Source organism: Nocardia sp. NPDC052112, assembly GCF_040680135.1.
Taxonomy (GTDB): domain Bacteria; phylum Actinomycetota; class Actinomycetes; order Mycobacteriales; family Mycobacteriaceae; genus Nocardia.
Genome location: NZ_JBFAWD010000012.1, coordinates 17,166 through 40,113, shown reverse-complemented (window position 1 = coordinate 40,113; position 22,948 = coordinate 17,166). Strand labels below are relative to the sequence as shown.

The following is a 22,948-nucleotide window of genomic DNA, read 5'->3' as shown; positions in this document are numbered from 1 at the left end:
CAGCGAGTGAACCAGAAAACACCGCTGTACTGCATTACGGAGCCGAGCGCCAGCGAGGCGCAGTAATGTACGACAGGGCGAGCGGGGAGACGATGACGACCGACGAATATCCGGTGATCGACGGGCGGCAGTTCCGAAATGTATTGGGACAGTTCTGCACCGGCATCACGGTGATCACCACGTTCGATGCCGACAGCGCCCCGATCGGCTTCGCCTGCCAGTCCTTCGCCGCCCTGTCCCTGGACCCGCCGCTCGTACTGTTCTGCCCCACCAAGACCTCGCGGTCGTGGGCGGCCATCGAACAGTCCGGACGCTTCTGTGTGAATGTCCTCGCCGAGGAACAACAGCAACTGTGTGCCCGCTTCGGTTCCCGCGAACCCGATAAGTTCGCCGAAACCAACTGGCACACCTCGGAACTGGAGCTCCCGCTCCTGGACGACGCCCTGGCCACCATCCAGTGCAAGGTGGACAGCGTCGTCGACGGCGGCGATCACTACATCGTGATCGGCCGAGTGCTGGCCCTGTCGGAGTCGACCAGCTCCGGCAGGCCGCTGTTGTTCTACCGTGGCCAGTACACCGCCATCGAACCGGATAAGACGGTACCGGCGCCCTGGCGGCACGACCTGGAGCATTTCCTCACCACGACAACGCTGGACACCTGGCTGTAGCGGAATATGGCCCCGCCCGGAATCGACCGGGCGGGGCCATATTTCAATCCGCGGGACGCGGGCTGCGGAAGGTGAGCGCGACGACGAAGGTCAGGGCGGCGATGACCACGGCACCGGCGAAGGCGGCGGTAATGCCGCTGACCAGGGCGTGCTGTGCCGAACCTCCGGCATCGCGGGAGGCGGTGCCGAAAATGGTGACCAGAATCGCGAGGCCGAGGGAGGAACCGGTCTGCTGCAAGGTCTGCAGCGCGCCGCCCGCGGCACCGGCTTCAGTCGGCGCAACGCTCGACATGATGAGCACGTTCAGCGGCGAGAAGGCCAGGCCGATACCGCTTCCCATCAGGATCATGGCGATGAACAGCATCGGGAAGTAGGCGGTGTCGACCGTCAGTCGGGTCAGCAGCACCAAACCGGCCGCCATCAGCAATGTACCGATCACCGTCACCGGTTTCGGGCCGAAGCGCGGCAGCAGCCGCGGGATCAGCCGGATCATGGTGAACATCAACAGCGCGGTCGGCATGAAGGCGAAACCCGTTGTCAGCGCGCTCAATCCGAGCACTTCCTGCAGATATTGGGTGAGGAAGAAGAACATCGACATGCCGGCCATCGGGCCGAGGAACATATTGGCGTAGGCCGCGGCGCGATTGCGATCGGCGAACAGCCGCAGCGGCAGCAGAGGCTGGTCCGTGCGCGCCTCGATGGTCAGGAAGGCGGCGATCAAGATGGCGCCAACGGCCAGCCAGATATCGGTACCCGCATTGCTCCAGCCGTGTGATGCGGCGCTGATGAAGCCGTAGACCAGCGCGGCGACACCGCCGGTCGCGGTCACCGCACCGGGCAGGTCGAGACGGGCCGGTTGGCGCTGGGCGTCGGGCAGGTAGCGCAGTGCGAGCACGACGACGGCCAGGCCGAAGGGCACGTTGATGAACAGCGCCGAACGCCAGCTCAGCCATTCGGTCAGCAGGCCACCGATGATGAGACCGATCGCGAAGCCCGCACTGGACATGCCGGAGAACAGCGCGAGCACCCGCATCCGGGCCTTGGGTTCACTGAATGTGGTGGTCAGCAGTGCGAGAGTGCTGGGACCGGCCATGGCCCCGCCGATGCCCTGCACAACACGGGCGACGAGCAGCCAGGTGGCCGACGGTGCCAGCCCGCCCGCCAGCGAGGCCAGCGTGAACAGTGCCGTACCGGCAATGAACAGGTTGCGGCGGCCGAACAGATCACCGGCGCGGCCGCCGAGCAGCAGCAGACCGCCGAAGACCAGGGTGTAGGCGTTCATCACCCAGGACAGGCTGGTCGCGCTGAAATGCAGGTCGGTGCGAATGCGCGGCAGCGCCACATTCATCACGGTGATGTCGAGGATGATCATCAATTGGCAGGTCAGCAGGGTGACCAGCACAATGCCGGATCGGAGCCGACCGGCCCTGGCGATTGCGGGCACACGGGTGTCCGCGGACATGGTGGTGGACAAAGAACGCTCCATCGAATGGGACTCAAACGGAGGGAGCCTCCGTTTCCGATAGAGCTATCATATGGAGGGTTCCTCCAGTTACGCAAGCCTATCTGGAGGGTCCTTCCGTTTTCCAGTGGAGGGAATATGGCAGCACCGTCGACGGGACGGCCGATGCGCGCGGACGCCCGGCGCAACTATGAGCGGATCGTGACATCCGCCCAGGAGGCATTCGCCGAACAGGGACCCGACGCCCCGCTGGAGGAGATCGCCCGCCGCGCCGGCGTCGGCATCGGCACGCTCTACCGGCACTTTCCGAGCCGCGAGGTGCTGATCGAAGCGGTATACCGTTCCAGCATCGAACAATTGAGCGCCCGCGCCCACGAGCTGCTCGAAAACCACTCGGCGGCCGAGGCTTTCGAAACGTGGCTGCGGGAGCAGGTGCACTGGGTGATGACCAACCGCAGCCTCGCGACCACCATGAAGGCCGGCATGGACAAGGGCTCACCGACCTTCACTCTGTGTCGCACGCTGATCACCGATGCGGCGGCCGCACTTCTGCAGGCAGCGCAGGATTCGGGCGATATCCGCCACGATATCGAGCCGCGGGATCTGCTCCGGTTCGGCCACGGCATCGGCGTCGCCTGCGAAACGGTTCCCGAAGCCGCCCCTCGCATGATCGATGTGACGCTGGACGGTATGCGAGCGCCGAAGTGAACCGGCAGCGGAAAGCCGAGGTGTCGATCCCCATCCCATTCGCATGGGACCAGCCGTTTTCAAGACGGTGACGGACGCCGGTCCGCATGACTTTCCATTGCGAGCACCGACTGCTCGACGTGCGCGTATCCCAGACACCCGTCCGGTCGACTTTCCCGGTGGTGCGCCCGGTAGGGATCGAACCCACGACAGCCGACTTAAAAGGACGGAGCTCTACCAACTGAGCTACAGGCGCATCGCGACCTCGACGGGAATCGAACCCGCGCCGCTCTGATCGACAATCAGAGTGCTCAACCAGCAGAGCACGAGGCCATCGTGGTTTCTGAAGGATTCGAACCTTCGACACCTCGGGCTTCAACCGAGTGCTCTGCCGACTGAGCTGAGAAACCGTAGTTGAAAACTGTAGTGACGCAGATCGGAATCGAACCGACGTGGTCCCTGAATGAAAGTCAGGTTGCCCATACCAGCAGAGCAACTGCGCCGAAAAGGAGAAGGGCCGCTCCCCGCTTTCGCCTGGTGCGACCCTGTGACACAAGAAGTTCTATGTCATGGACCGCCACCAGCGTCGCTATCGGACGAAAAACTCCGCGAGAAGGCACTTTCCAAGGCGGCATCGACCGAGCGCACACGCTCTTCGAATTTCGCCTTGGTGGTCATTGCCGGGTCCTTCCCTTGAACGTCGATATACCCACGGTAGGTAGGACCCCGAATGATCGCAACCGAATTAATCGGCAACTCGCGGCCGAATATGCTGTCGCACAACGAATGATGACCCGCATGGGTTGCCCCCTGTGCGGGTTGCCCCTGGATATGCGGGGGCCTCATCAGATGTGCGACGACGACAGCGACCGCGCTGGGTTGCGGTGCCGGTCGGTGTGCAGCCAGCGGACTGGAGCCGATCGGATCGCAGCCGACACCGCGTGCACTACGGAAGTGCAGTGCAGGACGCCGCGTCCGGCAATTCCTCTGCCAGGAAGACGGTTTGGGCCATCATCTTGAAGCCGGACATTTGTTCACGGAAGACTTCGATGGACTCTTCGGGGTGGACCGAATCGATAACGGCATGCGGGCCGATGGCATTGAACTGATGGCTCACGCCGCGGGGAATCTGCATATCGACGAAGGAACAGGGCGGGACGATCAGGTTGTATCTGATGCGGTGCAGGTCGGGTGGGGTGTCGGGTAGGTCGTCCTCGAATTGTTCGGGCGCGAAGGGGGTTACGCCTTCGATATCGGTGACGCGGAACGGCGAGAGGCTGCTCACCCGGATATGTGTGTCCGGGCCGGTCATCATGCGGACGAAGCGCAGGCCGGTGTGCAGATGCATGCGCGAGCAGATGCCGCGTTCCTCCGCATTGTAGAAATCCATGATGTAGCGGTCGGCAAAGAAGCCGTCGAAGGGGGACTCGATCATGTAGACATCGCCCTCTTCGAAGGTCTGGGACCTGGTGATCCCATCCGCGTCGGGTACGGTCGCGGCCCGGCTTGCCTTCGCACTCCGAACTATCTGGGCAAAGGCCTCGACGACCACCGCGGCGACCTCCGGCGGGAATCGTGCGACGGGCGTAACGACATTGCGTCCCGCGTCGACGAATTCGGCCAGGTCGTGGATCTCGTTCTCGTCGTCCGCGTGCTGTTTGATTCGGGGATCGGACATGCGGCTCCTCGCTGCTCCAACGTACGAATGCGGCTGACGCTCGCTCACGGCCCCACTTCGAAGGACCGCAACCACAGCTCCAATGACAGCACCAGCCACAACTTGCCGCCCTGCCGCGGCAGCAGCGCACCGTCGCCGCGCAACCACGCACGGATGGTGTCCGCACGGAACAGGCCGCGCGCCCGCGCGGACGAGCCGAGCAGCAGATCGTGTCCGAGCTCGCGCAGCGGCCCGGCAAGCCACTGCTGCACCGGAACTCGCATACCGCTCTTCGGACGGTCCACGATGGTCGCCGGAAGCAGGTCGCGCACCGCCTGTTTGAGAATCCACTTTTCGCTGGTACCGGCCAGCTTGAATCGGCATGGCACGCGGAAGGCATGGTCGATGACGGCGCGGTCGAACAATGGTGCGCGACCCTCCACACCGCTTGCGGCGGTGAGACGTTCGACCTTGGTGAGAATATGATGCGCGCCTTTGGTGCGCAGGTTGGTGTGCAGCAGTTGGTTCAGCAAGCTGGTCATCCGGCCCTGGTGCAGATAGGGCGCGACCAGCTCGGTCAATGGTGGTGCGTCGGCCAGCGCGGTCAGGACGTCGGGGCTCAGCAGCACCGGCAGGTCGCCGTAGCACTTGCGGTAGCTGTCCAGATAGGCGAGCGCCCTGGCGTCCGGATCCGGGTCGTCGCGGGACAATTCGAAGATCAGCATCGGCAGGTTCTTGGGGCCGCCGAAGACGGGGTCGCCGCCCTCGCCGTTGAGGACCACCCGAATGCCGTCCGCGGCAACGGCTTGCGCGAGCATCAGATTGGGCACCGTGAGTGGATCGCCGACCGGGCAGTCCAGCAGCGACACCGTCTCCGCCAACCGCGATGCGACCGTTTCACCGGGCACCGTGAGCACTCGATGTTCGGTATTGCAGTGTGTGGCGACGAGTCCCGAGTACGCGAGTTCATTCGGGGTGGTCCCGCCGAAGCTGATGGAGTACGAGCGCACGCGCTGATCGTGCAGCTTGGCGGCCAGGGCGGTGACCAGACTGCTGTCGATGCCGCCGGACAGCAGCACCCCGACCGGTTCGCCCGCGGGCAGTCGCCGGGCGACCGCGTCCTCGAGCAGTTCGCGGAGTTCGAGTGCATGCTCGGCGGCCGATCGCGGATCCTCGACTTCGATTGGCTCCCAGTAGGTTTGCTCGGTCGTCGAGCCGTCGCCGTGCAGGCGGACACAGCGCCCCGGCAAGACCTCGTGAATGCCGCGCAGCAGCGTCTCGCGTCCCGGCAGGTAGGCGAAGGTGAGGAAGGAGCGAACCGCGGGAAGATGCAGACCGGTTCGCAGGGCGGGCCACCGGTGCACTGCGCGTAACGATGTGGAGGCGGCCCAGCCATTACCCGCGCGTGCGTGGAAGAGTGTGCGGCTGCCGACATGATCGCGTATCAACACCAGATCGTCACCGTCGGCGATGGCGAGCGCGAACATGCCGTCGGCGGCGGCGATTCCGTCCAGCCCGAAGCGGGCGTAGCAGTACAGCAGCAGCTCACCGTCGGCGCAGTCCGGTGGCGGTGCGTCCGCCCCGAGTCGCGCGCGCAATTGAGCCGCATTGAACAACGTAACCTCACCGACCGCCGTCAGCACACGGCCCGACGGGCCAGCCACACCGCCGGGCAGCTCGAACGGACCGGCCGCGCCGCCGGGCCCATCGAGCAACCCCAATGCGTGACGACCGGTCACCCACACCGGAGTGCCGCCGACCGCCCGCACCTGATCGGCCGGGTCGTCCGGCGTCGAGAAAGCACACCAACGAGTCATCGTTACCCTCAGCCGAAATCGCCGCCGTCGTCCCCGCCGTCATCGTCCCAACCGCCGTAGTCGCCGCCCCCGTCGCTCGAACCGGACGACTGTGCGGCCGCTTGTCGGCGCAGCTGCTCCTCTTCTTCTGGGCTCAACGCACTCGGCGGCATGACCAGCGCACCGAGCAGCGCACCGCCCGCCACCGCGGCCACAATGCCGCCGAGCCGACCACCGAACGAGGACCGATTAACAGTCAGCACCCCGTCACCCCACAGCGTGCGCCCGAACCCCGCTTCCCGGCCATACACCACGGATCCGTTGTGGTACACGCGCTTCACGATCTTCGGCCCGAGCGCCTCATCGGTCCCGGAGCTACCGCGATCATCGCGCCACACCACCACCCCTCGCGGATCCCGAGTCCGCCACTCCTGACGCCCATCGGCATAACGCCGGTGTACCGACCCGTCGGCGAGCAATTCATCGGTGTACGAGATCTGCCGATGCTCCGGCACAGCAATTCCCTTTCATGCGGCGGGCCAAGTCAGAAAGCCCGTAGTCCGGGCGCGGCGCAGCTCGGGCCAGCCGCTGCGGGGTGGGCGAACCTCGCGGACCAAACGATGCACGGTGCGCAGCAATGATGCCGGGCGCACCGCTTCGACCTCGACGAACCGGTCGCGCCGTAGCCACGCGCGCTCCCATGGATCCAGCTGCGCGGCCGGAGCATGCGGCACCGGGCTGCTACCTGTTGCCGCATGCTCGCCGCGACGCACCTGTGCTGCAAGATCACTCACTGCCAGGTCGTTCCTGGAGTCTTCGCGCTCGCCCGACGCGACCTCCGCTGCACGAGTGGTCGATTCCGGGGCACGCGACTCGGCGAGCTCGCCCAGATCCACCTGCGCCACAGGAACACTCGCCGACAGGCCGTCGAGCAAATCCTCGCGCTCACGCCATTCCATCTGCGCCGCATGGGCACTCGACCCCGGGACACCCATCCCTGCAAGCTCGCCCGGATCCAGCTGTGCCACAAGCGCACTCGCTGACAGATCGCCACGGAATTCGTCGGACTCACCCGATTCCATCTGCACCGCATGAGCATTCGACTCACGGCCCCGGAGTCCGGCACGTTCCCACGGATCGACCTGCGCCCCCTCCGCACTCGGCACCGGACCGCGAAGGTGGGGCAGGTGCAGTCCGCCAGCTTGCCGTGGGCGCAAGCCCAAGGGGACGATTCGTGCACGATCGGGGATATCGGTCAGGTGGGCCAAGCGTGTCGGGAAGCTGAGGCCGTGGGGGCTCGCGTCGTGCAGGAGATAGATGGTGCCGTCGACTCGGGAGAGCATTCGGGCGATGCCGGGGTCGAGGGGTAGTTCGGACGCGCTCAGTATCGGGCAGGCGGATTCCATCGGTAGTCCGTTGGCGCGCAACATTTGTGCGACTGCATCCGATTCACAGACGAGCAGCCGGGGTAGGCCGTAGTCGAAGAGGTCCGGTTCGGGGGTGTGGAGTCCGGCGCGGGTACTTCGGGGTGGGGCCGGTGTCAGTAGCCCCGGTACCTCGCGGCCGTCGAGAGCGGCGCGGAATGCCGGGTAGCTCAGCGGCGCCGGGATGGTGAAGGCGAACCGGCGCGACGCGCGATGGGTCGGCGCGAGCATGCGGCAGACCTCGTAGTAGAGCTGGCGCTCGGTGAATCGGATACCACTCGGGGCGGCGGCGCGCTCGGCCGCGACGCGCAGTAGCCGATCGAGCATGCGCTGCTTCACCGCGTCGGCCACGTAAGGAAACCTACCTCGCGGGCGCGGCGGCGATCCGGATCGCCCGCATCCTCGATCCGTTCAACCGCTCGCTGCAACGCGGTGAGCAACTTCGCGGGTGGCACCGCGGCGAGCGGTGACCACCAACCGTCGGCGAGCCATTCGATCTCCGCTTCCGACAACGGTTCCGCACGCAGAAATGCGATGTCGTCCGGTCGTGACTCCCGCAACCGCAGCGCCGACGCATTGGCCAGTACCGCACGTGGCGACAGCCCGGCGACCACCGCGCGGCTCCCGAGCGCGGCGCGGGCACGGCCGGCCAGCGCGATGCCGCGCAGGCTGGCGTCGTGCAGCACGATCACCGGGACATCCGGCGGCAGCTGATCGATGCGGTCGGACAGCGCCATCGCCCAGGTCTGCGAAACATTGTTGGCGACAAGGCAGGCCAGCACGCTGCGATCCGGGCACAGCGCCGCGAATCGAGGGCGGTCCACCGGCGGTGGCAGCACCTGCCCCTCGTCGACCGCTCCGGGCGGCAGGCCAGCGTAAATCGGTGTCCACCGACCGACCACATCCCGACGGAAGGTGCTGTACGACACCGGCATCGGGACCGTGGCCCGGCGCAGAAACCAGGGCCGTGCGGCCCCCATCCCGACAATGGCCAGCACCAAGACCGGCGCGCCGAGCGCGATCACCACACCCGCCGGTGCCGCGCCGCTCGCCATCAGGAAAATGGCGACCACCACCAGCGCCACCCCAACTCCGATGCGCACTCGTTTGAACACGCGCTGCTCATCCGGAACCTTCTTGCGCCCGGCCGCATACCAGAGCTGCATCAGCGTGTACCGCAGCCCCCGCCCATCACCGAGCCGCTCGGCCAGCTTGCGCACCCGGATGTCGTGCAGCCCGAGCGGACTTTCCTTCGGTTCGAGCGCGAACTCCCGCTTACACGCCGAACACCGCCGACCGCCACGCTGTTTGCGCAGCAGATTCGCATTGCAATGCGGACAGATCACGATTCATGATCTCCGATCCCCGCACCATCCGCGACCCCCGAATTCCAATATTCACCTGCCGGTAGCTCACACATATCCATTGCGCGCCACGCGCCAGTTGAAACCTGAGCGAGGCGCTCACTGGGTATGCGACAGCCCCACGCAACAACACCGCGCCCCGTTGGTGCGGCCCTTGCGGATTGGGGTTGCGATGACCCCGCGCAACACGGCCGTCCCGGTTGGTGAGCACCCACAGCCCGTGGCTCGCGCAGACGGAGTAGGCGCCGCGCACAGGCTCTGCAACCTGTGTGACGCGCTCACTGGATATGCGACACCCTCGCACGCAAGGCCGCGCCCGGTTGGGGCGCGGCCTGCGGACCGAGGTCAAGCGGAGACGGAGGCCTCGCGCTGGAGCTCGAGCGCGATGTCGATCAGCTGGTCTTCCTGGCCGCCGACCAACTTGCGCTTGCCTGCGCGCACCAGCATTTCGGCTGCCGAGACCCCATAGCGTTCGGCCTGACGCTCGGCATGCTTGAGGAAGCTGGAGTACACGCCCGCGTAGCCCATCATCAGGGACTGGCGGTCCAGCAGGCATTCCTGCGGCATGACGGGCCGCACCACGTCCTCGGCGGCGTCGGCGATCGCGAAGAAATCGATACCGGTCTTGATGCCGAGCTTGTCGCAGACACCGACGAAGGCCTCGACGGGTGTATTACCCGCACCCGCACCGAATCGCCGTGCGCTGCCGTCGATTTGCTTCGCGCCGGCCCGAACGGCGTAGATCGAGTTGGCAACCGCCAGGTCCAGGTTCTCGTGCCCATGGAAGCCGACCTGGGCGTCGTCGCCGAGTTCGGCGACCAGCGCCGCCACCCGGTCCGAAACCTGTTCGAGCACAAGCGCACCCGCGGAGTCGACGACGTAAACGCACTGGCATCCGGCATCGGCCATGATCCGCGCCTGCTTGGCCAGCGCCTCCGGCGGCTGGGTGTGCGACATCATCAGAAAGCCGACGGTTTCCAGTCCCAGTTCCCGCGCGAGCCCGAAGTGCTGGATCGATACGTCCGCCTCGGTACAGTGCGTGGCGATGCGGCAGATCGACGCACCGTTGTCCTGGGAGATCTTGATGTCTTCCTTGACGCCGACGCCGGGCAGCATGAGCACCGCGATCTTGGCCTGCTGGGCCGTCTCCGCGGCGATCTTGACCAGTTCCTGCTCGGGGGTGTGCGAGAAGCCGTAGTTGAACGACGAGCCGCCGAGGCCGTCGCCGTGCGTCACCTCGATGACCGGCACACCGGCGCCATCGAGTGCCGTCACAATATTGCGCACATCGTCGGCGGTGAACTGGTGGCGCTTGTGGTGCGAACCGTCACGCAGCGACGTGTCGGTGACGCGGATGTCGAGTTCTGCGGAATATGCCATGGTTGAGCTCCTTTACACCCGGGCCGACAGAATCTGCTGTGCCATGACCTCGCCGACCTGAGTGGCGGCCGCGGTCATGATGTCGAGGTTGCCCGCGTACGGCGGCAGGAAGTCGCCAGCGCCTTCCACCTCCACGAAGACCGAAACCTTCGCCATCCCACCGGAAACCACCGACGGCGGATCGAATTGCGGTTCGTTCAGCAGGCGGTAACCGGGCACATACTTCTGGATATCGGCGACCATCCGATGGATGGAATCGGCGATCGCGTCGGTATCGGCGTCCTCGGGAATCGCACAGAAGATGGTGTCGCGCATGATCATCGGCGGTTCGGCCGGATTCAGAATGATGATGGCCTTGCCGCGCTGTGCACCGCCGATGGTCTCCACACCACGCGAGGTGGTCTTGGTGAACTCATCGATATTGGCGCGGGTGCCCGGTCCGGCGGATACCGACGACACCGAGGCGACGATTTCGGCATAGGCCACCGGCACCACCCGCGATACCGCCGCGACAATCGGAATGGTGGCCTGCCCACCGCAGGTGATCATATTGACGTTCGGCGCATCGAGATTCGCGCCGACCAGATTCACCGGCGGCACCACGGCGGGCCCGACGGCGGCGGGGGTGAGATCGACCGCGCGTATTCCGGCCTCGGCATACTTCGGAGCGGCCGCCCGATGCACATACGCCGAGGTCGCCTCGAATACCAGATCCGGCAGTTCCGACTGTGCCAGCAACCAGTCCACGCCCTCGTGCGAGGTTTCCAGCCCGAGCCCGCGGGCGCGCTTCAAACCCTCGCTCTCCGGGTCGATTCCGATCATCCACTTCGGTTTCACCGTGGTGGAGCGCAGCAGTTTGTACAGCAGGTCGGTGCTGATATTGCCGGATCCGACGATCGCGGCGGTGACGGTCCCCGTTTCGGACACGGCAAGCCTCCTATTTGAATTGCAAACGGACAGAACCGAGTCCGGCGAACTCGGCATGGAACGAATCGCCCGCGCGGGCATCGATGGCGCGGGTGCAGGAGCCGGGCAGCACAATGTCGCCCGCCTTCAACCGCACCCCGAAGCTGGCGACCTTGCGCGCCAGCCAGGCCACCGCGATGACCGGATCGCCGAGCACCGCATCGCTGCGGCCCTCCGCGATCACCTCGCCATTGCGGGTGAGCACGGCATCAATGGCCTTGATATCCAGGTCTTTCGGTGCGACCCGCGCCGCGCCCAGCACGAACCCGGCCGAGGACGCGTTATCGGAAATGGTGTCGGCCAGCCCGATTTGCCAATCCTTGATCCGCGAATCGATCAGCTCGATGGACGGCGCGTAGGCGACCGTCGCGGCGAGCACATCGGCCTCGGTGCATTCTTCGCCGGGCAGATCCGCGCCGAGAATGAAACCGACCTCGACCTCGACTCGTGGAATCAGATAGCGCGAGGCCTCGACCGGAACGTCCTCGAAAACCTCCATATCCGCGAGCAGATGACCGTAATCGGGTTCGTCCACACCCATCATCTGCTGCATGGCCAGCGATGACAGTCCGACCTTGTGCCCGACCACCTTCGCGCCACTATCGAGTTTGCGCCGGATATTGATCAGCTGGATCTCGTAGGCATCGACGACATCGATATCGGGATGCCTGGCGATGAGCGGGTCGATGCCGACCCGATCGCGTTCGGCGGCCGCGAGTTCATCGGCCAATTCGATTCGTATAGCGTCGGACAGCACGCTAATTTCCTTCCACTGTTGTCGCTTCGGGCAGCGCTGCCCGCGAAAGCACTTCGGCGCCTGCCGCGAATCGGCCCGCGCGCCGACCGGAGAAAATGCAGTCGGCCAGGGACAATCCGCTGACATAGGAGTCCGAGCAGATACCGACCGCGGTCCGACCGGCCGCGAACAGGCCCGGAATATCGGTTCCGGCGGTGGATTTCACCGCTCCGGTGTGCTCGTCGACGACGACACCGCCGAGGGTGAGCATCGGGCACGGATTGACGACGCTCGGTTTGATACCCACATCCAGCAACCAGAACGGCCCGGCCCCTACGGTTTTGGTGAATTCGGCGGGCTTGCCGACCGGATCGGGCGCACCGTTCGCGATGGCGGCATTGTGCTCGGCGACGGTGGCGCGCAACCCATCGGCATCGACACCGGCCTGCACCGCAACGGCATCCAGGGTTGCGCCGCGCACCGCGTTGCGCCGCATGGCCTCGAATTGTCCGCGCTGGAACCAGGCCGACTGCGTCCGAATCTGCGCGATCGCGGTACGCATGAGTTCGTCGTCGGCGAGCAGCCAACCCCTGCCGCCATGCTCGGTGATCAGCGCATGACCGACCGCGGCGCCGTAGCGGGTTTCATCGATGACCCGGCGCCCCTCCGCATCGACCAGCACCGAGCCGGTAAAGGCACTGGGCGGCAGGATGAATCGCCACGCCGAGATATTGCCCATCCGATCCGTTTCCGCACCGACCTGCTCGGCCATCCGGATGCCGCTGCCGTCGTCGCCGCTGGTGCCGAGCGCGAGTCCGCCGCGGTACTGCGGCCCGTACTCGCGCAGCATTTCCCGGTTCGCGATGAATCCGCCCGCGCTGAGCACCACACCGCGACGGGCCTGAATCCGAATTGTGGTGCGGTACCGGCGATCCAGCTTCGCCAGCCGACGCTCCAGCGCCTTGCGCAGCGGCGGATAGTAAATGCCCGGCTTGGCGGCGATTTTCGCCATCCGGGTGTAGCGGTCCCTGATCCGACCTGGGGCGTCGCGCAGTGACTCGCATTCGACGCCGATCACGGCGCCGTTCGAATCGGTGAGCAATCGCGTTGCCTGCGTGAGGGTTTCCACCCGAACCCCGCGCCGCGACGCCGAAGCGGCGAGCGGGCCGGTGAGCTTCTTCCCGGACGTGCCCTTGCCCTTGACCCGATGCCCGCGCTGCGCGGGCGTGGCGACCTCGCGACCGTAACCGGAGACCTCGCTACCGGAGTAGTAGAGGTAGTAGCTGTCATTCGGATACGACGTCTTGTACGGACACAGCGATGCCTCGAACGGCACACCGTGCCCCTGCAGCCACTCGATCATCGCCGGACTCTCGGCCACGAACCGCCGCAGCGTCTCGGATGTGACGGCCGTGCCGACCTCACGCTCGAGATAGGCCAGCATCTGCTCCGGCGTATCGCGCACCCCGGCCTCGTGCTGCACCGAGGTACCACCGCCCGCGTAGATGATGCCGCCGGACAACGCCGACGCCCCGCCACCGGCGAACCGCTCCAGCACCAGCACCTGCGCACCCGCGTCGGTGGCTTCCAGCGCGGCCGCGGCCCCCGCCGCACCGTAGCCGACGACGACCACGTCGGCAGTCAGGTCCCATTCGAGGCCCATGTACATCACTCCGGTCAGAAACTGAAACAAGTTTTCTCGACGAATGGAACGTCGAGCGCGTCTTCTGCCACTCAACATAGACCAAATGCGGTCCCATTCTATAACGTGTTCTACATGACTGATCCGGTTAATGATCCGCACAGCTATGACGTGGTGGTGGTCGGCAGCGGTGCCGCCGGGATGACCGCCGCCCTCGCCGCGGCCCACCACGGACTGAGCGTGGTCATCATCGAGAAGGCCGCGCACTACGGCGGGTCGACCGCACGTTCCGGTGGTGGCGTGTGGATCCCCGGCAATAAGGCGCTCGCGGCCTCCGGTCGTCCCGATGACCGTGAGGACGCCCGCACCTACCTGCACAGCATCATCGGTGACGTGGTGCCGAAGGACCGGATCGACACCTACATCGACCGTGGTGCGGAGGCCTTCGACTTCGTACTCGAGCACACCCCGCTGAAGATGAAGTGGGTGCCCGGCTACTCCGACTACTACCCGGAGGCCCCCGGCGGCCTGGGCCAGGGCCGCTCGTGCGAACCCGCGCCGTTCAATGCCAAGATCCTCGGCGAGGAGCGGTTCAACCTGGAGCCGCCGTATGCCAAGGCCCCGCTCAATGTCGTGGTCATGCAGGCCGACTTCGTCCGGCTCAACCTGATCCGGCGCCATCCCAAGGGCATCATGCGGGCCATCCGCGTCGGCGCCCGCACCTACTTCGCCAAGTGGACCGGCAAGCACATCCTCGGCATGGGGCAGGCGATTATCGCCGCCATGCGCAAGGGGCTCATGGACGCGAATGTGCCGCTGCTGCTGAACACACCGCTGACCAAACTCGTCGTGGACAACGGCGTGGTCACCGGCGTCGAGGCCGAGTACAACGGCGAGACCGTGCGGTTCAGCGCCAAATACGGCGTGGTGCTCGGCAGCGGCGGTTTCGAGCACAACGCCGAAATGCGCACCAAGTACCAGCGCCAGCCCATCACCACCGAGTGGACCACCGGTGCGGCCGCCAATACCGGCGACGGCATCAATGCCGGCATGGAAGTCGGCGGCGCGGTCGACTTCATGGCGGATTCCTGGTGGGGGCCGACCATCTTCAAGGGCGGTAAGCCGTGGTTCGCGCTGGCCGAGCGGAATCTGCCCGGCACCATCATGGTGAATGCCGACGGTAAGCGATTCGGAAATGAGTCCGCTCCTTACGTCGAGGCCGTGCACACCATGTACGGCGGCGAATACGGGCAGGGTGAGGGTCCGGGCGAGAACATCCCCGCGTGGCTGGTGTTCGACCAGCGCTACCGGAACCGCTACATCTTCGCCGGACTGCAGCCTGGTCAGCGGTTTCCGTCCCGCTGGATGGAAAACGACCTGATTGTCAAGGCCGATAGCCTCGCGGAGTTGGCCACCGAAATCGGCATACCCGCCGAAAATCTGACCGCGACCGTCGAGCGGTTCAACACGTTCGCCGAGACCGGTGAGGACGAGGATTTCGGGCGCGGCAACAGCCACTACGACCGGTACTACGGCGATCCGACCGTGAAGCCGAATCCGTGCCTGGCGGCTCTGGTGCAGGGCCCGTTCTACGCGGCCAAGATCGTGCCGGGCGACCTCGGCACCAAGGGCGGTCTGGTCGCCGATACCGCCGGACGGGTGCTGCGCGAGGACGGCAGCGTGATCGAGGGGTTGTACGCCTCCGGCAATAGCGCGACCCCGGTAATGGGTCATACCTATGCGGGTCCGGGCGCGACCATCGGTCCGGCGATCGCCTTCGGTTACCTGGCGGTGCTGGATATCGCCGAGCGCAAGAAGCAGCAGTCGACCAAGGCCGCCGCGGAGGCGTAAAGGTCCGACGGGGCGTCTCAGCGAGTGGACGCCCCCTTGCCCACCCGGACGCGGTCGCCGCAGGATCGGTTCGAGGCGAAGTCGTGAGTCACAGCCACCTCGCCGGACCGCATCCGACCAGGCCCGGCCGCGACGGGCAGCGGAATCTGTCCACAAGCATGCACAAGGAGAACTCGATGCCCATCGACCCGAAAATCGCCCTCGGCGCGGAACTTCCCAGCCGGGAGTTCGCCTGGACGCCATCGGATGCGCAGCTGTACCAACTGGGGCTCGGGGCGGGTATGCGTTGGACCGATCCGGCCGAACTGCGCTACCTCGACGACCGCACCCCGCAGGTGCTGCCCACCTTCGCGACCGTGGCGGCCACCTTCCACGACACCGAGCCGCCGCAGGTCAAGTTTCCCGGCATCGATATCGACCTGGCGAAGGTGGTGCACGGCCATCAGGAGGTCGAGGTGCATCGCCCGATTCCGGCGTCGGGCAAGGCGACCAGCACCGGACGCATTACCGAACTCTGGGACAAGGGCTCGGCCGCGGTGGTCGTCCAAGAACAGACGGTGACCGGTTCCGACGGCGAACCGCTCTGGACCGCACGCTCATCCATATTCGCCAAGGGTGAGGGCGGCTTCGGCGGCGAACGCGGCCCGAGCACCAAGGCCGAACTCCCCGACCACGCACCGGACTTCGACGTCACCACGCCGACTCTCCCCCAGCAGGCCCTGCTGTACCGCATGTGCGGCGACCGCAACCCCCTGCATTCGGATCCCGAATTCGCCCGCGCTGCGGGCTTCCCCAACCCGATCCTGCACGGCCTGTGCACCTACGGCATCGTCTGCAAAACGGCCACCGACACCGTGCTCGATTCGGATGCGAGCCGGGTCACCGGATTCCGCGCCCGCTTCGCCGGTGTGCTCTACCCGGGCGAAACGATCCGCACCAGAATCTGGCGCGCCGAGGGCGAGCTGATCATCAGCGCAACTGTCGTGGAGCGGGACGACGCGCCGGTGCTCGCCGACGTCGGCCTGCGCTTCACCTGAGTGCCCGCGTATGTGGTGGTGGCGGCAAACAACACCCGCCCACCACATTCGCGCCCAAGGCGCCACTGCGAAAGATCTAGGCAGCCGGTCTATGCGCTCAGTTGAGCGGTCGCACCGCTATTGCGTGCCCGCTTGATCGCGACACCCTGGATTACCAGGGCATACAGCAGGATCACCAGGATTGGGGCGGCGATCGGGACCCATGCCAAGCGCAAGGGAAGCAACGCCGCACCGACAGCCGTGCCAGCGAATGCCACCGCACCGATGACGGAGGGGACCGTGGTCGGTACGACACCGACCGGCGCGGACACCGTCGCGGTATTCAGCAGATAGGCCGTGGCCACCAAACCTGTCGCGGCGGCGGCAAGTACGCCCGTATCAGCCGCGGCGAGCACCCCGATCGCGAGAAGTACCGCGGCGACCGCGGGCAGCCGGAACCACCAGCCCGCCACCACCAGTGCCACCGCCGGAATTCCCGCCCATGGCGTCAGCAATGTCACCGAGGTGACCAATAGCACCCCGGACAGAATGGCGAGGAAACGAATCATCGGCGCACCCTTACGGTTCGGCGATGGTCCGGGATCAATCGCATGACCTGATCGAGTCGCGCGTCTTCGGTCCAGGCCACGATATCGACGCCGACGGTTCCCATATCCCGGTACATCGAGGCACGCTCCAGATTCCACATCCGAGCCAGCGTCGGATCGAGATGTTCGTGGAAAGGTGTGCCGCGCAGGACATCGACGACCACGACCACATGTCCGCGCTTGCGCAGATCGATCAGCGCGAGGGCGAACTGGGTGTCCAGCAGCGTGGAGAAGGCGACGATGATCGCACCGAGTGGCACGGCCGCATGCGGCGCCAAGGTGCCGGTGGTCGGTATGTGCTCATCGCCGACATCGAGCACGGTGTCCACGATCCGATAGAACTGCCGCCGCCCGATATCCGGACGCAGCCAGCGCGGGGACTGGCCGAGGCAGACCACCGCGGTGCGGTCCCCGGCCTGCAGTGTCGACTGCACCACCTGCGCCGCGCCGCGCACCGACAGCTCGAGCGATTCGGTGGCCGGCCCCGGCGCCTGCTGCGAAGTATCCACCAGCACAACCACATCCGCCGATCGGTTGGTCAGCCGCTCGGTGACATATAGTCGCCCGCGCCGCGCACTCACCGGCCAGTTCACGATGCGCAGCTGATCACCCGGCGCGTAGGCGCGGATATCGGCGTACTCCACGCCCGGACCGTGCTTGCGGGTGAGATGGGTGCCGAGCCGTTCGGGAAGTTCGGTGCGCGGCAACTTCATGCGCTGCGGATCGGTGATCGGGTAGACGAACAATTGTCCCGCGGGCAGCACCGCGGACGCCACGGACAGCCCCGCCGGGCTCAACGCGGTGACCCGCACCGACAGCGGATAGCGACCCCAGCGGTCCGCCGTCAGAGCCAACCGCAGCCCGGCGGGCGCCGTCCCGGAATCGATCGCCTCCTCGATGTCGATCCCGAGTCCCGCGTACTTCTCCGGCTGCAACCGAAGCAACGCGTGACCCGATTCTACGAAGGCGGCGACCGTCGTCACGATCTCCTCCGTCTCGAAACACCGCAGCGTGCCCCCACCGTCCACCTGGATCCGGGTCCTGGACTGCTGCCACGGCGCGGTGGCGAGCACACCGAGCAGCGGTGCCGCGAAGACGACCAACTGCCAGCGGCCGAGCACCACCGCCAGCACCAGCGCCACGGCCGCGCTCACCGCCAGCATGAACACCAATGGCGCGGGACGCCAGCGCAATTCGGCCTCGACAGCGGCCGTCATATCTCGATGACGCGCCCCGCCGGCCATCGGCTCGTCCCGGGTCGGCGGTCGCGTCACCACGGCATTCGCCGCCGCGATCCCCTGAATGACGGGGGCGGAATCGGCGGTATCCGGCCCGGTCATGCCCTTTCCCACCGGGTCATGTCACCGACGCGCGCGGAACCGGCAAACGGCGCAGTAATTCGGTGATCACGTCCTCGCCGCGGATCCGGCGCACCCACATCTCGGGACGCAAGGTGATGCGGTGTGCCATGGCCGGAACCGCGAGCGCCTTGACGTCTTCGGGGATCACATAATCGCGCCCGAGCAGCAGCGCACGGGCCCGCGACATCTGCACCAGATCGAGTTCGGCACGCGGACTCGCACCCACCTCGACCTGTGGATGCCCACGCGTCGCACCGGCCAGCGCGACCACATAGCTGACCACATCCGGATGCACCGTGACGAATTCGACGGACTGCCGCATCTCCATCAGGCCGTTCGCATCCACCACCTGCACCACCTGCGGTGTCGCCGAACCGCGCTCCAACCGGCGCCGGATCATCTGGCGTTCGTCGTTCTCCGACAGATAGCCCAGCCGCAGCTGCATCGCGAACCGGTCCAGCTGCGCCTCCGGCAGCGGATAGGTGCCCTCGTATTCGATCGGGTTGTCGGTGGCGAGCACGACAAAAGGCTGTGGCAGCGGGAAGGTTTCGCCGTCGATGCTGACCTGCCCCTCGGCCATCGCCTCCAGCAGTGCCGCCTGGGTCTTCGGCGGGGTGCGGTTGATCTCGTCGGCCAGCAGCACATTGGTGAAGACCGGTCCGCGCCGGAAATTGAACCGGCCCGAGGACATGTCGTAGATGGTGGAGCCGAGCAGGTCGGCGGGGAGCAGGTCGGGCGTGAATTGCACGCGGGTGAATTCCAGGCCGAGCGCGGCCGCGAAGGACCTGGCGATGAGCGTCTTGCCGAGTCCGGGCAGATCCTCGATCAGGATGTGACCGCCGGAGAGCACGGCGATCATGATCAGCTGCAACTCATCGCGCTTGCCGACGATTACCCGGGACAGTTCCCGGAGCACCGCCTCGCTGCGCTGGATGGTCGCGTCCATCGGCATCGTCATATGTCTACTCGCACTTGCCTAAAACCCATTCTCCTGAGACCGTTTTCAATTCGGCATGAGCGAAGCCCTACGTGGTTACACAAGCTGCCTCCTCCGGGCCTGACCACTCATGCTGTCTTCAATTCGGCATGAGCGGGGCCCTACGTGGTTACGCAAGCTGCCTCCTCCGGGCCTGACCGCTCATGCCGGGGGTCACATCTTCTGCAGACAGCGCAGGATTTCATCCAGCGCCGCCCGCCCCGGTGCGGGAGTCGTCTGATCCCGCAGTGCCGAGTTGGCCGGATCGACCCAGAGCCACAGCTCCGGGCCGAATTGCAATATGCCGGCGGCCTCGGTCGCCTTGCGGTTCTTGGCGACCCGCAGGCCGGTGGACAACTCGAACTCCTTGGCCAGCAGCGGACGCAGATGCCGATCCCAGTCGGCCCTGGTGCCGTCCGCGCGATCGGCGAGCATCTCCGCTCTGGCATGCCAGTGCCGCAGCATTTCCGCGGGACCGTTGTCGATCTCATCGGATCCGGCATCGGTGTTCACCACCGACCGGCCGGTCAACGACCAGATGAGCTGAATCATGGCCATCGCCACCGGAACTCCGGCGGCGATGAGCAGTGCGCCGCGAGCCTTGCCGAGGGTAACGAGCTCGATCAGCACGATGACGATCAGCGCACCGATCACGATCGCGCGGTTCATACCATCTCCCCTTGCAGATCGGCGAGCACGATTCGCAGCAGTTGTTCGGCCCGCATCCGCTGCCACTCCAGCATCGAATGCGGACTGAACCTGGCCTCCTCGAACAGCGCCACCAATTCCCTGGCCGACGCGTCGTGCAGTGCGCCGCGCGCGAAGGCTCTGGCGAGCACCTCCATCGGGGTATCCGAGGCAAGTGGTGCGGCCGCGCGATCGAAGGAAAGCCCGCGCTCCATCGCGACATAACAGGCGATGATGGCCTCCCGCGGATCCTGGCCGGGCACATTCATGGCGGCCAGGCCCATCTCGGCCGCTCTGGCCAGCGAACCCGCGACCGTCGGCGCGGCCGGGGGCACCGGAACCGGAACCGGGCGCGGCTTGCGCTGTCCGGCCACCGCGACCACGATCAGCCCGACCAATGCCACGCCGACCAATGCGCCGGCGGCGATCATGGCCACCAAGAGCGCCGTACCGGTGAGATGCTGCGTGGGTGCGCTGTCGGGGGTCGCGGGGCCGGTGACGGTCTCCTGCGGGGCGCGGGTAGTGGCATCGCGCGGCACCGACGATGGCACCGGTTCACCCTCGCGGCCGAATCCGACGAAGAAGACCGCCGACGCGCCCGCGATGATCAAGGAAACGACCGCCAGCGCGGCCAACACCAGCAGGCCGGTGCGGCCGAGCAGTCCATGTCTGCGCTCGGAATCACGATCCACCTCCGGCATGGCCAGCGGTAGTCGATGCTGGCTGGCGATCACCCCGGCGATCAGGATCACCACCGATACGGTGAGCAGCACCGGCATCAGCACCACGGAGATCACCGATGGCACCGTGCGGTGAGCACCGGAATCATCGGCGCCGGGAATGTGGCCGCGCAGCGCGATCGCGGCACACGCCAGCAGCGCGATCAGCACGATCACGCGCGTTATCGGCGCTCCCGCCCTGGCCACCCGCTACCACCACATCTGAGTACAGCTCTGAACAGGCACATAGTTACATGCCGAGTGGTCCGCTCGGGATGGAATCGAATACTTAGGAGCGCCTCCTCTTTATCCGCACCGACCGGTATTTTCGCGGGTGCGCAGCTAGCGGACCACAGCCGATTCGGGCGGACGGAGTTCGCTGAGGCGGCTCGCGGTCCGCGCCAGGTCGGGAACGGCCGGGACGTCGGCCACCAGGTCCGATAGCGCGGTGCGGGCCGCGAGAGTGAGTACGAGATCGGCGTCGTAGAGCACGTCGACCAGATTGACGAAGCGCATGGCCCAGTCGGGAGGGACAGCGCGCAGGGGTGGGACATCGCACAAGGTCCAGCGGTGAAAGCGGCGGGCGAGTTCGACGTAGTCCGAGGCGGCGGTGGCGCTGCCGCACAGGGCGGCGAAGTCGAAGGTGACGGCGGCATCGTCGACGGCGCTGGCGTGGATCTCGCGGGAGCCCGCGATGACAACCTGTGCGGTGCCGACATCGCGCACATCGTCGATGCGGTAGGACCCGGAGGCGAACCCGGTGCCGCGGTGCGCGGCGCGGGCGCGGTAGTCGAATGGGCCGTCGACCGAGACGATATCCAGATGCGCGCGGATGCGCGCGATGGTCGGTAGGAAGCGGTCGTGGAACAGCGGGTTCGGCAGCAGCTGATCCGGCGGGTAATTCGAGGTCACCACCAGGAGGACGCGGCGGGCGAGCAGGGCGTCGAGCGTGCGGGCGATCAGCATGGCGTCGCCGATATCGTGCACGTGGAATTCGTCGAAGCAGACCAATTCGGCATGGCCGAGCAGGTTGTCGATGGCCTTATCGATCGAGCCCGACTCATGTGCCGCGGTGTGCAATTGGGCGAAGAAGTTGTGGAAGTGGAAGCGGCGCTTACGGTTCGACGCCACGTGCGAGAAGAAGTCGTCCATCAGCATTGTTTTGCCGCGACCTGGTCGGCCGTGCAGGTAGATGCCGCGGTGCCGCTTCACCGGCCTGGCGTGCCGGTCGAGCAGTTCGAGCAGGCGCGCCCGAGCCAGTAGTTGGTCGGCATCCAGTGTGACGTCGTCTTCCATGACACCCTCCTGATCCTCTACATTTGTAGAGGATCAGGAAATGCCGCCGCCAGCGAAGGTGATGATGTCCACAACCGACCGACGCACGGCACTCGTCGACGCCGCCATCGATGTGATTGCCACCCAGGGCATTCGAGCGCTCACCCACCGTGCCCTGGATACCGCCCTCGAACTGCCCGGCGGATCGGCCTCCTACTACTTCCGCACCAAACGCGCGCTCATCGAGGCCATCGCGGACCGAATCACCACCCGCTCCCGCGACGACTTCACCGCCGCCGAGCTAACCCCACCGGCAGCCATCGAGCCCGAAGCCATCGCGCAGGCCATCGCCAACTGGCTCGACCGGCTACTCGTCGACCGGCGCAATCACCTGCTCGTCCGGCATGCGCTGATCATCGATCTGCGCGCCGACCCGGAATTGCACCGGCGGCTGGCGCACAGCCTGTTCTCGACCGAGCGGGCGCGAGCTCTCTTCCACACCTTGGGCTTTCCTGATCCGGATGCGGCCGCCGCGGACTTCGTCGCGGTGCTCGAGGGCGCGGTCTTCGATAGATTCGCGGGCGCGCGGGCGCATGTTCCGGCAGGCACCCGAGACAGCGTCAACCAGCTCGCGGCCATGCTCTCCCGCCAGCTCAACCCCTAGGACGCCGAG

The 22,948-nt window shown here is 66.2% G+C and carries 21 protein-coding genes and 4 tRNA genes; 5 read left to right on the top strand and 20 right to left on the bottom strand.

Annotation, left to right across the window (positions count from 1 at the left end; genetic code table 11):
* The first annotated feature begins 92 nt into the window (after nt 1-92).
* Entirely contained in the window at nt 93-668 is a 576-nt protein-coding gene (gene hsaB, locus AB0L58_RS23455) for a 3-hydroxy-9,10-secoandrosta-1,3,5(10)-triene-9,17-dione monooxygenase reductase subunit (RefSeq protein WP_364389675.1), read from the top strand.
* A 43-nt stretch (nt 669-711) separates the two neighbouring features.
* On the opposite strand, the gene AB0L58_RS23450 is transcribed toward hsaB, so the two are convergent.
* A complete protein-coding gene (locus tag AB0L58_RS23450) occupies nt 712-2,154 on the bottom strand; it encodes an MFS transporter (RefSeq protein ID WP_364389674.1) in 1,443 nt (480 codons plus the stop codon).
* A 114-nt stretch (nt 2,155-2,268) separates the two neighbouring features.
* Here AB0L58_RS23450 and AB0L58_RS23445 point away from each other — a divergent pair, with 114 nt between their 5' ends.
* Nucleotides 2,269-2,838 (top strand): TetR family transcriptional regulator, encoded by a 570-nt coding sequence (locus tag AB0L58_RS23445; RefSeq protein ID WP_364389673.1) that lies wholly within the window; start codon nt 2,269-2,271, stop codon nt 2,836-2,838.
* 159 nt (nt 2,839-2,997) lie between these two features.
* Here the strand turns inward: AB0L58_RS23445 and AB0L58_RS23440 are convergent.
* The 13 genes from AB0L58_RS23440 to AB0L58_RS23380 form a co-directional block, all read right to left on the bottom strand.
* Nucleotides 2,998-3,073, bottom strand: a tRNA-Lys gene (locus AB0L58_RS23440).
* 4 nt (nt 3,074-3,077) lie between these two features.
* Nucleotides 3,078-3,150: transfer RNA gene (locus AB0L58_RS23435), tRNA-Asp, on the bottom strand.
* 4 nt (nt 3,151-3,154) lie between these two features.
* A tRNA-Phe gene (locus AB0L58_RS23430) sits at nt 3,155-3,227 on the bottom strand.
* Between the two features lie 17 nt (nt 3,228-3,244).
* Nucleotides 3,245-3,320 (bottom strand) — tRNA-Glu (locus AB0L58_RS23425).
* A gap of 443 nt (nt 3,321-3,763) precedes the next feature.
* Nucleotides 3,764-4,495, bottom strand: coding sequence for a hypothetical protein (locus AB0L58_RS23420; protein ID WP_364389672.1), 732 nt, complete (start codon nt 4,493-4,495; stop codon nt 3,764-3,766).
* Between the two features lie 44 nt (nt 4,496-4,539).
* Complete coding sequence (locus AB0L58_RS23415) at nt 4,540-6,291, bottom strand: asparagine synthase C-terminal domain-containing protein (RefSeq protein ID WP_364389670.1); 1,752 nt, start codon at nt 6,289-6,291, stop codon at nt 4,540-4,542.
* A gap of 8 nt (nt 6,292-6,299) precedes the next feature.
* Nucleotides 6,300-6,785, bottom strand: a complete 486-nt coding sequence (locus tag AB0L58_RS23410) for a hypothetical protein (protein WP_364389669.1) — start codon at nt 6,783-6,785, stop codon at nt 6,300-6,302.
* A 12-nt stretch (nt 6,786-6,797) separates the two neighbouring features.
* Entirely contained in the window at nt 6,798-8,045 is a 1,248-nt protein-coding gene (locus AB0L58_RS23405; RefSeq protein WP_364389667.1) for a hypothetical protein, read from the bottom strand.
* On the bottom strand, nt 8,030-9,040 hold the full coding sequence (locus AB0L58_RS23400) for a hypothetical protein (protein ID WP_364389665.1): 1,011 nt from the start codon (nt 9,038-9,040) through the stop codon (nt 8,030-8,032). Before AB0L58_RS23400 ends, AB0L58_RS23405 begins: the two co-directional genes overlap by 16 nt.
* A 363-nt stretch (nt 9,041-9,403) precedes the next feature.
* The gene (gene dmpG / locus AB0L58_RS23395) at nt 9,404-10,438 is read right to left on the bottom strand and encodes a 4-hydroxy-2-oxovalerate aldolase (protein ID WP_364389664.1); all 1,035 of its coding nucleotides are present in this window, start codon (nt 10,436-10,438) and stop codon (nt 9,404-9,406) included.
* 12 nt (nt 10,439-10,450) lie between these two features.
* Nucleotides 10,451-11,365: an acetaldehyde dehydrogenase (acetylating) gene (locus AB0L58_RS23390; RefSeq protein WP_364389663.1), complete on the bottom strand. Its 915-nt coding sequence runs from the start codon at nt 11,363-11,365 to the stop codon at nt 10,451-10,453.
* A 10-nt stretch (nt 11,366-11,375) separates the two neighbouring features.
* A complete protein-coding gene (locus tag AB0L58_RS23385) occupies nt 11,376-12,161 on the bottom strand; it encodes a 2-keto-4-pentenoate hydratase (RefSeq protein ID WP_364389662.1) in 786 nt (261 codons plus the stop codon).
* 1 nt (nt 12,162) lies between these two features.
* The gene (locus AB0L58_RS23380; RefSeq protein ID WP_364389660.1) at nt 12,163-13,803 is read right to left on the bottom strand and encodes an FAD-binding protein; all 1,641 of its coding nucleotides are present in this window, start codon (nt 13,801-13,803) and stop codon (nt 12,163-12,165) included.
* Between the two features lie 114 nt (nt 13,804-13,917).
* On the opposite strand from AB0L58_RS23380, the gene kstD reads away from it, so the two are divergent.
* A complete protein-coding gene (gene kstD, locus AB0L58_RS23375; protein WP_364389659.1) occupies nt 13,918-15,633 on the top strand; it encodes a 3-oxosteroid 1-dehydrogenase in 1,716 nt (571 codons plus the stop codon).
* 176 nt (nt 15,634-15,809) lie between these two features.
* Nucleotides 15,810-16,670 (top strand): MaoC/PaaZ C-terminal domain-containing protein, encoded by an 861-nt coding sequence (locus tag AB0L58_RS23370; RefSeq protein WP_364389901.1) that lies wholly within the window; start codon nt 15,810-15,812, stop codon nt 16,668-16,670.
* Between the two features lie 89 nt (nt 16,671-16,759).
* Here AB0L58_RS23370 and AB0L58_RS23365 read toward each other — a convergent pair whose 3' ends face one another.
* The 6 genes from AB0L58_RS23365 to zapE all read right to left on the bottom strand — a co-directional run bounded on the left by AB0L58_RS23365 (nt 16,760) and on the right by zapE (nt 22,296).
* The gene (locus AB0L58_RS23365) at nt 16,760-17,218 is read right to left on the bottom strand and encodes a hypothetical protein (RefSeq protein ID WP_364389657.1); all 459 of its coding nucleotides are present in this window, start codon (nt 17,216-17,218) and stop codon (nt 16,760-16,762) included.
* Nucleotides 17,215-18,474 (bottom strand): DUF58 domain-containing protein, encoded by a 1,260-nt coding sequence (locus AB0L58_RS23360; RefSeq protein ID WP_364389900.1) that lies wholly within the window; start codon nt 18,472-18,474, stop codon nt 17,215-17,217. Before AB0L58_RS23360 ends, AB0L58_RS23365 begins: the two co-directional genes overlap by 4 nt.
* Nucleotides 18,475-18,613: 139 nt before the next feature.
* On the bottom strand, nt 18,614-19,576 hold the full coding sequence (locus AB0L58_RS23355) for a MoxR family ATPase (RefSeq protein WP_364389655.1): 963 nt from the start codon (nt 19,574-19,576) through the stop codon (nt 18,614-18,616).
* Nucleotides 19,577-19,768: 192 nt separating this feature from the next.
* A complete protein-coding gene (locus AB0L58_RS23350) occupies nt 19,769-20,263 on the bottom strand; it encodes a hypothetical protein (protein WP_364389653.1) in 495 nt (164 codons plus the stop codon).
* Nucleotides 20,260-21,207: a DUF4129 domain-containing protein gene (locus AB0L58_RS23345; protein ID WP_364389651.1), complete on the bottom strand. Its 948-nt coding sequence runs from the start codon at nt 21,205-21,207 to the stop codon at nt 20,260-20,262. Before AB0L58_RS23345 ends, AB0L58_RS23350 begins: the two co-directional genes overlap by 4 nt.
* 135 nt (nt 21,208-21,342) lie before the next feature.
* On the bottom strand, nt 21,343-22,296 hold the full coding sequence (zapE, locus tag AB0L58_RS23340; RefSeq protein WP_364389650.1) for a cell division protein ZapE: 954 nt from the start codon (nt 22,294-22,296) through the stop codon (nt 21,343-21,345).
* A 40-nt stretch (nt 22,297-22,336) separates the two neighbouring features.
* Here zapE and AB0L58_RS23335 point away from each other — a divergent pair, with 40 nt between their 5' ends.
* A complete protein-coding gene (locus AB0L58_RS23335) occupies nt 22,337-22,939 on the top strand; it encodes a TetR family transcriptional regulator (RefSeq protein ID WP_364389648.1) in 603 nt (200 codons plus the stop codon).
* The last annotated feature ends 9 nt before the right edge of the window (nt 22,940-22,948 follow it).

Bases quoted from the DNA above. Each gene is read 5' to 3' on its own strand.
- hsaB (WP_364389675.1), top strand. From the start codon at position 93: ATGACGACCGACGAATATCCGGTGATCGACGGGCGGCAGTTCCGAAAT.
- AB0L58_RS23450 (WP_364389674.1), bottom strand. From the start codon at position 2,154: ATGGAGCGTTCTTTGTCCACCACCATGTCCGCGGACACCCGTGTGCCC.
- AB0L58_RS23445 (WP_364389673.1), top strand. From the start codon at position 2,269: ATGGCAGCACCGTCGACGGGACGGCCGATGCGCGCGGACGCCCGGCGC.
- AB0L58_RS23420 (WP_364389672.1), bottom strand. From the start codon at position 4,495: ATGTCCGATCCCCGAATCAAACAGCACGCGGACGACGAGAACGAGATC.
- AB0L58_RS23415 (WP_364389670.1), bottom strand. From the start codon at position 6,291: ATGACTCGTTGGTGTGCTTTCTCGACGCCGGACGACCCGGCCGATCAG.
- dmpG (WP_364389664.1), bottom strand. From the start codon at position 10,438: ATGGCATATTCCGCAGAACTCGACATCCGCGTCACCGACACGTCGCTG.
- AB0L58_RS23380 (WP_364389660.1), bottom strand. From the start codon at position 13,803: ATGGGCCTCGAATGGGACCTGACTGCCGACGTGGTCGTCGTCGGCTAC.
- kstD (WP_364389659.1), top strand. From the start codon at position 13,918: ATGACTGATCCGGTTAATGATCCGCACAGCTATGACGTGGTGGTGGTC.
- AB0L58_RS23370 (WP_364389901.1), top strand. From the start codon at position 15,810: ATGCCCATCGACCCGAAAATCGCCCTCGGCGCGGAACTTCCCAGCCGG.
- AB0L58_RS23365 (WP_364389657.1), bottom strand. From the start codon at position 17,218: ATGATTCGTTTCCTCGCCATTCTGTCCGGGGTGCTATTGGTCACCTCG.
- AB0L58_RS23360 (WP_364389900.1), bottom strand. From the start codon at position 18,474: ATGACGGCCGCTGTCGAGGCCGAATTGCGCTGGCGTCCCGCGCCATTG.
- AB0L58_RS23355 (WP_364389655.1), bottom strand. From the start codon at position 19,576: ATGACGATGCCGATGGACGCGACCATCCAGCGCAGCGAGGCGGTGCTC.
- AB0L58_RS23350 (WP_364389653.1), bottom strand. From the start codon at position 20,263: ATGAACCGCGCGATCGTGATCGGTGCGCTGATCGTCATCGTGCTGATC.
- zapE (WP_364389650.1), bottom strand. From the start codon at position 22,296: ATGGAAGACGACGTCACACTGGATGCCGACCAACTACTGGCTCGGGCG.
- AB0L58_RS23335 (WP_364389648.1), top strand. From the start codon at position 22,337: ATGCCGCCGCCAGCGAAGGTGATGATGTCCACAACCGACCGACGCACG.